This is a genomic window from Arenimonas sp. GDDSR-1, assembly GCF_025980345.1.
Taxonomy (GTDB): Bacteria; Pseudomonadota; Gammaproteobacteria; order Xanthomonadales; family Xanthomonadaceae; genus Arenimonas.
Genome location: NZ_JAPDUI010000065.1, coordinates 1 through 9854, shown reverse-complemented (window position 1 = coordinate 9854; position 9854 = coordinate 1). Strand labels below are relative to the sequence as shown.

The window sequence follows — 9854 nt, the reverse complement described above, 5'->3', positions numbered from 1 at the left end:
CTGTCGGCGACACGGCGTTTCGAGAAGTTGGCCGAACGGCTGGAGTGAACCGCGAAGTCCTGGGCTTCCTGCACCGCCGACAGATCGCTGGACAGGAATACGAATTCCCAGCCGGCGTCCTTCTTGGCCTTGATCAGGTCGGTGATGTGGGCGCGGGTGAACGTGGTGCTGGCATTTTCCATGCCATCGGTCACGATCACGAACACCACTGCATCCGGCTTGGTTTCCGGGGTGTGCATGTCCAGATGGGCGCTGAGGCGGTGAATGCCGGTGCCGATGGCATCCAGCAGCGGGGTCGAGGCGCGGGGCTGGTAGTTGCTTTGGCTCAGCGGCGGCACTTTATCGAGCGTCACGTTCTCGGCCAACACCTCGAAGGGATCTTGGCTGTCGAACTGCACCAGTGTTGCGGTGGCGGGCAGGTCGCTTTTGCGCTGCGCATCGAAGAAGCGGTTGACGCCGCCGATGATGTCGTCGGTGATGTCGCTCATCGAGCCGGAGCGGTCCAGGATCAGGGTGATATGGGTGGATTGCGGGGTCGTCATGGTCTTTCTCCTTTAGGTTTACGGCAAAGTGCCGTGAAAAGCCGGCGGGTGCGCGCAAGCTGCGCTCAGGCCGGGTAGAAGCCGCTGCGTCGGGCGTCATGGGCATCGGGAACGATGCACACATCGATGCGGCGGATGAAGCCGTCGGCGACATCGGCAAATGCCAATCCGACGAGATGGTCTTTTCGGTCCTGCGCCAGAATCACGCAGTGTTCGTGGCCGTAGGCCTGGATGCGGCCGATTTCGGCAAACAGCGGACGGCCACTGGCGCGTACCGCCGCCAATTTCTGGCTGAAATACTCGCGGAACACCGCCTTGCTGGTGATGTCGGCCAAGACCCGTTGCGAACCGTATTCAAAGTCCTCCGCCAGTAAGGGCCACAGATCGTCCGCATTCAGCGTATTCAGGGCTTTGGCATAGGCGGTCAGAGCATCGGTTTCGGTCAGTGGCATGGGGTTCCTCGGGACATGCACACAGCTTAAAACAGGGCGTTCTCATATCCTGAGATTGGCCTGTGGTCTGATGGAATTCGACCGGGGTGTTTGTCCAGCGCCGCGCTATAATCGAAACAGAACCAAGGAGCGGTAATTGGCAATGACGCAAGGTAATCCCAGCATGAACGGCGGCCCGGAGACCGGCTTTCAGGTGTATCGCGCCAGCCGTCTTGAAGCCTTGATTGCCCCGCTGTGGGCGTTGCTGGATCTGACCTGGCCGGATAATGTGCTGCAGCCACACACGGTCATTGCCGCGCATCCGGGCATGAAGCAATGGCTCAGCGGCGCGCTGGCCCGGCATCAGGGCGTGCAGGGCATTGCCGCCAATCTCGACATCCTTTTGCCGAGTGCCTGGATTGAACGCCAGGCACATGCGCATCTGGGTTCCGGTGCTGTGGCGCTGCCGCGCTATCAGGTCGCCCACTTGCGCTGGAGTCTGCACGGCTTGCTGGATTCCCGGCACAGCGTGCCCGGCATGCGCGATGCGCGTGTGGCGAATTATTTGAGCGGCGCCACGAGTGCAGCCGAAGCGGCACGCCGTCGCTTCCAGTTGGCCGATCGTCTGGCGCGCATTTACTCGCAATATGTCATCTACCGGCCGGATTGGCTGCAGGCTTGGGAAGCCGGAAAATTCAACTATGCCGGCGGCCAAGGCCTGGAATCGGAGCTGCTGGGGCCGTTGTGGCGGGCGGTGCAAACCCGGCTCGGCCGCCACCGCGGTCATGCCATGCAGGAATTGATCGGTGCCTTGAAAGCCGATCCGACAGAGCGGCCGGTGCTGCATGTGTTCGGCGTCAGCCATTTGGCGCCCTCGGAGCTGCAGGTGCTTCGGGCCTATGCCGAAGGCGCGCTGGTGGCGCTGTATATTCCCGATCCCTGTCTGGAGTATTGGGGCGGCCTGAAAATCACCGCGCCGTCGGAGTGGCAGACCTATCGCGCCGAGGAACAGCAGCGCCTGGCCGATGCGGGCGAGGGCGAGTACTGGCAGGAGCTCGGGCATCCGCTGTTGGCGCGCTGGGGCCGCCTGGGTCAGCATTTTTTCAGTCAGCTGACCGATGGCCCGATACGCGATGACCAACGTCATTGGCAGGACAAGGCCAAACCGAATCCGGTCAATCGCCTGGAACGCCTGCAGGAAAGCATCCGCCAACTGAAGCCGGAGCTGATGACGCCGCCAGGCGATGCCGCGACCGAAATGGCCGATGCCTCCTTACGCGTGCATGCCTGCCATACCCGGCAACGGGAGCTGGAAGTGCTTCGTGATGTCTTGCTCGATGCCTTGGCCAGCGGCATTGCGCCGGGTGAGATGATGGTCATGGCGCCGGATATCAGTGCCTATGTGCCGCTGATTCCGGCCGTGTTCGGCGAAGCGGCCTCGGCCCGTGAACTCCTGCCTTATCATCTGGCCGACGTGCCGGTCTCGCGCAGCCATGGCCTGTTTACCCTACTGCGGCAATTGTTGGCGTTGCCCGGTCAACGCATCACCGCGCCGGAAGTGGCCGACTTACTGGCCGTGCCGGAAGTCCAGCGCCGACTCGGCTTGGATGCCGATGCCACCGAGGCGCTGCGCGACTGGTTGCGCCAGAGCCGGGTGGCGTGGTCCTTGGATGCCCAACATCGCGCCGGCTTCGATGTGCCTGCGGTGAGCGAGCATGGCTTCGCCTGGGCGGTTGATCGCATGATTGCGGGCTATCTGATGTCGGATGCGCCGGAAAGTGATCGTGATCATGCCCTGCTGCTGCCGGATGGCAGCGAAGTACTGCCGGTGACCGGCATCCATGGGCCGGGCGCACAGGCTTTGGGTGCCTTGGATTATTTACTGCAGGAAGTGCAGGCCTGGTGCGATCTGGCCAGCCGCGAATGCACCGCCGCGGAATGGCAGGCCTTGCTCACCCATCGGCTGGAGGCTTTGCTTCGCATTGATCCGAATGATGCCGCCGCCGAAAGTGCCTGGAATGCATTGCTCCGGTTTGTCGGGCAAATGGCCTTGGAAACCGAAGTGGCCGAGGAAAACCCACGCCTGCATTTTGCCGTGATGCGCGAGGTGCTTTTGGAGCGCTTGTCCGGCGTAGCCGAACGGCAACGCTTTCTGATGGGCGGCATCACCTTCTGCGGCATGGTGCCGCAACGGGCGATTCCGTTCCGGATGTTGGCCGTACTCGGCTTGAATGACGGCGAATTTCCGCGCCGGCGAAGCGATGGCGGTCTGGATCTGATGACCCGTCTGCGCCGCGTCGGGGATCGCGATGTGCGCAGCGATGATCGCTACCTGTTTCTGGAAACCCTGATGGCAGCGCGGGATCGCCTGCATCTGAGCTATCTCGGCGAAAGCGTGAAGGACGGCAAGCCGCGCAATCCAGCCGCGCCGCTGGCCGAATTGATGGCCGAACTGGATCCCGGCACGGACCAACACCCATCCGCGCCCTGGTGGGTCAAGCATCCGCTGCAACCCTTCGATGCCCGTTATTTCGATCAACGCGATCCGCGTCTGTTTTCCTTTGATGCCCGGTTTGCCCGCATGCAGGGCAAGGGCCGCACGCATCCACTCCGTTTTCTGGACGGCACGCCCGCCATCGAAACCGCGTTACCGGCGCAGGTTGCCTTGCCGGTACTGCGCGATTACTTCAGCGATCCGGCACGGCATCTTCTGGAAAAACGCCTGCAGCTGCGGCTCGATGCCCTGGACACGGACCGATTGGCCGAGGATGAGCCCATGGACGGCCGTCTGGACCCGATGGCCACCGTGGCACGCCGGGTGTTTTTCGGCGAAGCCTTGCCGGCGGGCCTCGCCTGGGATGCAACGCAGATCCCGGACTGGGTCCGCTGCAGCGGACTGTTGCCGTCCGGTCCGGGCGGGCTTGCCGCGTGGCAGCAGGAAGCCGCATCGGTCTGCAGCGCCCTGCAATGCGTTCAGGCCAGCGAACTGCTGGATGCCGAGAGCGCTGCTCAAGCCCTGCAGGAAAACGTGGATGACGTTTTCACGGTCAACGGCCGTACGTGCCGGCTCAATGGCCGGATCGATCATGTCTATGCCATGGCCGGCCAGGCTCAGGGCCGGGTGCTGGTGCGGATGTATCCCAACGCCGGCAAGGGTGAATTGAAGTCCGAATCCGAGCTGCACTTCGGTGAGCGTGTCGCGGCATTCCTGGACTGGGCACTGTTGCGTCTGCGCATCGCTTCACCGGCACCGGTCCGTCTATTGCTGTTGTGTAAACCCGGAAAGCAGAACTGGCAGGACAGCATCAACCTCTGGGATGCCGCTTATCTGGCCGCGGATGCCACGTCGCAGGCCGGGCATCGTGCCGATCTTGAGCGACGTATTGCCTGGTTGCTGCAGCAATGGCATCAGGCCGAAATTCTGCCGCCGCTTTATTTCGCACGCACCAGTTGGGCCGCCGCGCAGGACGATGCCGAAGATGCGGCCAAGGCACAAAATATCTGGCATTCCACCCACAACGGCGGCGGCGAGCAGGCCTACGGCCAGGGTTACAACGGATTGTTGGCCGGTGATCTCGATTTTGAAGCCGATCCCAAGGCCTACCAGGCACTCCGGGAGTTCGCATTGGATTTGAAGGCGAGAATCAGTTTCCCGGAGGCGCAGGCATGAACGCTGATCGCGATTGGCGCACGCTGGATCTGTCATCGGGGCGCCGCAGTCTGCTCGAAGCCAGTGCCGGAACCGGCAAAACCTGGACCATCAGCGTGCTGTATCTGCGCCTGCTGCTGGAGCAGGGCTTGAGTCCGCGGCAGATCGTGGTGACCACCTTCACCAATCCTGCCGCCGAGGAACTGCGTGAACGCCTTCGCGCACGCCTGATGTGGGCCGTGGCGTATGCTTCCGGCCGCAAGTGCTTACCGCCGGATTCCGCGGCGCTGGATGTGCTCTGGCTGCAGGTCCGTTGGCTGGAAAGCCCGGATGTGCAGCAGGCCGATGCCCGGAAGTTGCAGGTGGCACTGGTCGAACTCGACATGGCACCGATTACCACCTTGCATGGGCTGTGCCAACGGATTCTGTCCGACCATCCCTTTGCCTCCGGCGCATTGTTCAACGGCGGTGAACTGATCAGCGGTGCGATGCTGCTGGATGAGCTGGCCAAGGATCTGCGCCGGCGGCTGCTGCAGGGCGATCCGCAACAGGATGAATTGATTCAGCTGCAGCACAGTGCCGGTTTGCAGCCGAATGCTCAGACGCTCAAACGCATACTGGGCCAATTGCTGATGCCAGGCAGCACAATCCGTACATTCACCGAGGACGAACTGGATCGCTTGCTACCTAAGGATCGTGCCCAGGAATTCCGCGACCTCGTGGGATGCTTTGGGAAAACCATCAAACTGGGTAAAGCCTTTGAGTCTTTGGCCGATATTTTGGAGAATCGCGAGACCGCCGTGCCCGGGGGTTCGGATTTGGAGAGCGTTCTCAGTAGTGCGCCTGCATTGACTGGCGTTTTAAAACATTCCAAAGATGACCCACGCTTGCCGGTTGCCGCCGACTTTGCGCTTGCCATAGCCCAAAGCGGTGTGTTGCATTTCAAGACCCTGCGCTTCTGGGCGGCAGTCGCCGACTGGGCCAAAGACCAAGCCAAGCTCCGCTTGGCAGCACGCAGCCAGCGCAGTTTCGATGCGCTGCTGACCGATGTACATGCCGCCTTGCATGGCGATGCCGGCCGCGCCTTGGCCGATACGCTGTATGCCGCCTGGCCGGTGGCGCTGGTCGATGAATTCCAGGACACCGACGGCATACAATACGGCATCCTTGATGCCATTTACCGGCAGTCGGATGCGTCGATGCGCGGCCATCTGGTCATGATTGGTGATCCGAAACAGGCCATCTACCGCTTCCGCGGCGGCGATATCCGTGCCTACCAGCGCGCGGCGGCCGATGTCCCCGAGGACGGCAGGATCAGTCTGGATACCAATCGGCGGAGTTCCCGCACATATGTGGCCGCCATGAATGCCTGGTATGCGCTTTGCGGTACGGCACTGAGCACACACGATGCCGAGGACGGTGTGCATTACCACCCGGTACATGCCAGCGACCGCAATGATGCAACGCCTTACACCATCGCGGGTGAACCCTGTGATCGGCCTCTTCAGTTTTATGCGGCAGCGGATCCGGACAAGGGCTCGGCAGCGGTACGCACGCAGCTGGCATTGACGGATTGTGCCAACCGCATTCAGCACATGCTGCAATCCGGCGAGCATGCCATCGGTAGTCGTCCGTTACAGCCGGCCGACATTGCCGTGCTGCTGCCCGCACACCATCAGGTCAGCCAGTTGCGCGATCTGCTGCAGAGCCGCGGCGTGCCGTGTGTCAGCACCAGCCGCAGCAGCGTATTTGCCGGCGCTACGGCGCGCGAGTTGCAGATCATCCTGTTTGCCGTGGCCCATGCCGATCAAGCCGGGGCCTTACGGGCGGCCATGGCCACTCGCCTCTGGGGCGCAAGTTTCGCTGCTGTTTCGGCCATGAATGGCGATGCCGCCCGCTGGCAGGCGGCCGTGCGGGTGTTCCATCAATGGCAGGCGCTCTGGCAGCAACGGGGTATTCAGGCCGTAGTCGATGCCCTGATTGCGCGCATTGCGGCGGTCCAGCTGGATTGCGTGGGCGGGGAGCGGACCTTGACTGATCTGCGTCATCTGGGCGAATTGCTGCAGACCCGGATGGACGAATGCAATGGGGCCGAGGAATTGCTGGTCTGGTTCGCGGCCCAGCGCGAAGATGGCGGAGACGATGCCGAAGACGCCGCCGATAACCGGCAGCTGCGCATTGAATCGGACGCGGCACGCGTGCATCTGATGACCCTGCATGCCAGCAAGGGTTTGGAATTCCCCATTGTCTTCCTGCCCCTGATGTGGGCGCATGGCGAGAAGCGTGAATCCGGATTGCAACAGGCCGGAGATACCGCCGATGGCATGCGCCTCTGGCAGGTCGGTGAGACCGCTGAGCGCACGGCCTTGCAGGATTTACAGGATGAACGCTTCCGGGTGCTGTATGTGGCCATGACCCGGGCCATCCATGCCTGCCATGTGTTTGTTCTGCCGCCCGGACGGGGTAGTAGTGCGCGTAGCACCAAGCCGCTGTCCGGAACTGCGCGCAGCGCCCTTGATGTCAGTGTCGCCCGGTTGCAGGAACGTGCCGACTGGAAAACCGGGATTGATCACGCCGAGGGCATCGCCTGGCATGAGGATTGGCAGCCGCCTGAGGCCTCAACGGCAATGCCTGAAAGCGCAGACGAGGGTGCCCATCGCAGTGCGCGGGAGATGCCGGATCCGCCGCAGGGTCCCTTGCCGTTCAAACACAGCTTCAGCACGCTGACCAAATTCGACGTGCTATCGCCCGTCGAGGACAGTGCGGCCATCGATGAGCGCATCGACTTCGCCGAAAATGATACGGCCACGTCAGTAACGGCGACGGCATCGCCCGAACTGCCGCATCCGGAGCTGTCGGCTCTAATGGACGTGGCCGGCACCGATTTCGGCAATGCCGTGCACGCCATATTCGAGCACCGGGAACCCTTGCGCGGATTGCTGGAACAAAAAGCCTTGATCAGACGGTGTCTTGCTGAAAATAATGTGCAGTACCGCGACGGCGATCCGGAGCGTCTGGTCGACAATTTGGCCGACCGCCTGCAGGCGGTGCTTGATACCCCCTTGGGCCCTGATGGCATGCGGCTCGGCGTCTTGCCGAGATCCGAACTGCGGGCCGAAATGGAGTTCAACTATGTGCTGGGTCATGCCGATATCGGCCGCTTGCGCCAGGTCTGCGCGGCGCACGGTGACGCCAATCTGGTGCCGGTACCTTCGCGCCGGCTGGCCGGTTTGATGAATGGCAAAATCGATCTGGTGTTCCGCCATGATGGCCGCTTTCATGTGCTGGATTACAAGAGTAACCGCCTCGGAAGCCGTCTTTCCGATTACGGGCCTGCTGCGTTGCAAGCGGCCATGGACAGCCATCATTATCGGTTTCAGGCGCTGCTGTATGCCGTGGCGGTGGATCGTTACCTGGCACAGCGTATTGCCGATTATGACCGGTCACGGCATCTGGGCGATTGTTTCTACCTGTTCGTACGGGCGGTTGGACTGGATGGAACTGCCGGTATCTGGCGGCATCGTTTCAATGAGGCCTTAATGACCGATGTGCAAGCGGTTCTGGCCGGCATGCCGGCAGTGCAGGAGGCCGGATGAACGCCCGGATCCAGACGCCTTATCATTTCCGGAGCATGCCGCAGCTGCCGCATGTCGAGCTTTGGCGTGCCTTGGATGACGCCGTGTCGCGATGGGTGCTCGCGCATGGGGGCTCACGCCTGCTGGCTGAAGTCGCCGGATGGACCAGCTATGCCGAGGGTCAGGGTGATAGCGCATTGATGGTGCTTCCGGAGGTGCCCTCACGCCATGGATTTCGCGCACTGAGCGCCGCCGAGATTGAAGCCCTGGCCGCCGAGCCGATGGTGACCGTGCTGACCGGGGATGCCGCGGTTTCCACACCGTTTGTGCTGCAGTTCAATCACTTCTATCTGCGCCGCAATGCCCTGCATGAAATCGCCGTCGCCGCCGATCTGCGCGTCCGCCGCAGTGCCGTCAATCCGACCCATGCGCCCTGCACGGCCGGGGATTTAAACGCCTTGTTCGATGACGCCGCCTCGGAGTCGGTCATTCCGCAAACCCGGGCGGTGCAACAGGTGCTCGGCCGCCGCCTGTTCGTGTTGACCGGCGGGCCGGGCACCGGAAAGACCACCACCGTGCTGCGCATGCTATTGGCCTTGACGCGCGAATGCCATGCCCGGCTGGGCCGTCTGCCGGTAATTCGCCTGGCGGCACCGACCGGCAAAGCGGCCCGACGTCTGGGCGATGCCCTGCGTGAGGGCGCAGGCACGTTGCAGGGCCGTGCTCCTTTCCGGGATTCGACCTGGCCGCAATGGCTGGAACCGGCACTTCAGGCCGAAGCGATGACCGTGCATCGCCTGCTCGGCAGTCGTGGCCAGCAGCGCGGCTTCAGCCACCATGCCGGCAATCCGATCGGTGCCGATGTGGTGTTGATCGATGAAGCCTCGATGCTGGATCTGCCACTGCTGCGTGCGCTGTTGGATGCACTTCCGGAAACGGCCGTTCTGGTTTTTGTCGGCGATGCCGAACAGCTGCCACCGGTCGGGACCGGCTCGGTCTTTCTGGATCTGGTCACCGCACTGGAAGCTTCCGGTGCCGGCGATGTGGTTCGTTTACAACACAGCTTCCGTGCCGACCAGGCACTGGTGCCGGTCAATGAAGCCCTGCGCGCCGGAAATGCCGAAGACTTTGCCCGGGCCTGTGATTCGGCCGGTTCCCGCGTGCAGCGCCAGCATTGCGAGAGCCTGCCGCAACTGCAGGCCTGTGTGCAGCGCTGGCATCGTCAACTTTATTCGGAATGGCAGGACGCGGACCTGTTTGCTCCGGTCCGCCCGGAGGCGGTAGCGCAAAGGCTCCGCGTTATCCGCGAACGCCAGTTGCTGTGTGCGTTACGCGAAGGCCCATTTGGCGCCGAACAGGTCAATGCCCGGCTGGAGGCCTTGTTTCGTCAAGGCGCGGGGGACAGCGCAGCCGGAGCATGGTATCCAGGCCGTACGGTGATGATTACCCGCAATGATATGGCCAGTGGCTTGTTCAACGGTGATGTCGGCCTCTGCCTGCGCGATTCGGCCGGCCAGTTGTTGGTCTGGTTCGAGGGTGCTTCCGGCCTTGAGGGCGTTAGCGGCCCGCGTGCTTTTGCGCCCGATGCGCTGCCAAGCCATGAGGGTGCCTTTGCCATCACCGTGCACAAAAGCCAGGGTTCGGAATACGGCCATGT

At 62.5% G+C, this 9854-nt stretch carries 5 protein-coding genes; 3 read left to right on the top strand and 2 right to left on the bottom strand.

Translation table 11 applies throughout. From position 1 onward, the window contains the following. Window positions 1–542: hypothetical protein (locus Q0W88_RS09280; protein WP_297802630.1), on the bottom strand; the 542-nt coding region annotated here is incomplete at its 3' end. A 65-nt stretch (window positions 543–607) separates the two neighbouring features. Next, window positions 608–994 carry a hypothetical protein gene (locus Q0W88_RS09275; RefSeq protein WP_297802627.1) on the bottom strand — a complete coding sequence of 129 codons (387 nt, stop codon included), beginning with the start codon at window positions 992–994 and terminating at the stop codon, window positions 608–610. A gap of 142 nt (window positions 995–1136) precedes the next feature. Here Q0W88_RS09275 and recC point away from each other — a divergent pair, with 142 nt between their 5' ends. From recC to recD, 3 genes are all read left to right on the top strand, one after another. After that, a complete protein-coding gene (gene recC / locus Q0W88_RS09270; RefSeq protein ID WP_297802632.1) occupies window positions 1137–4643 on the top strand; it encodes an exodeoxyribonuclease V subunit gamma in 3507 nt (1168 codons plus the stop codon). Next, complete coding sequence (locus Q0W88_RS09265; RefSeq protein ID WP_297802624.1) at window positions 4640–8218, top strand: UvrD-helicase domain-containing protein; 3579 nt, start codon at window positions 4640–4642, stop codon at window positions 8216–8218. Before recC ends, Q0W88_RS09265 begins: the two co-directional genes overlap by 4 nt. After that, a partial coding sequence (gene recD / locus Q0W88_RS09260; protein WP_297802621.1) for an exodeoxyribonuclease V subunit alpha occupies window positions 8215–9854 on the top strand: 1640 nt, incomplete at its 3' end. The genes Q0W88_RS09265 and recD, both read left to right, overlap by 4 nt.

Bases quoted from the DNA above. Each gene is read 5' to 3' on its own strand.
- recC (WP_297802632.1), top strand. From the start codon at position 1,137: ATGACGCAAGGTAATCCCAGCATGAACGGCGGCCCGGAGACCGGCTTT.
- Q0W88_RS09275 (WP_297802627.1), bottom strand. From the start codon at position 994: ATGCCACTGACCGAAACCGATGCTCTGACCGCCTATGCCAAAGCCCTG.
- Q0W88_RS09265 (WP_297802624.1), top strand. From the start codon at position 4,640: ATGAACGCTGATCGCGATTGGCGCACGCTGGATCTGTCATCGGGGCGC.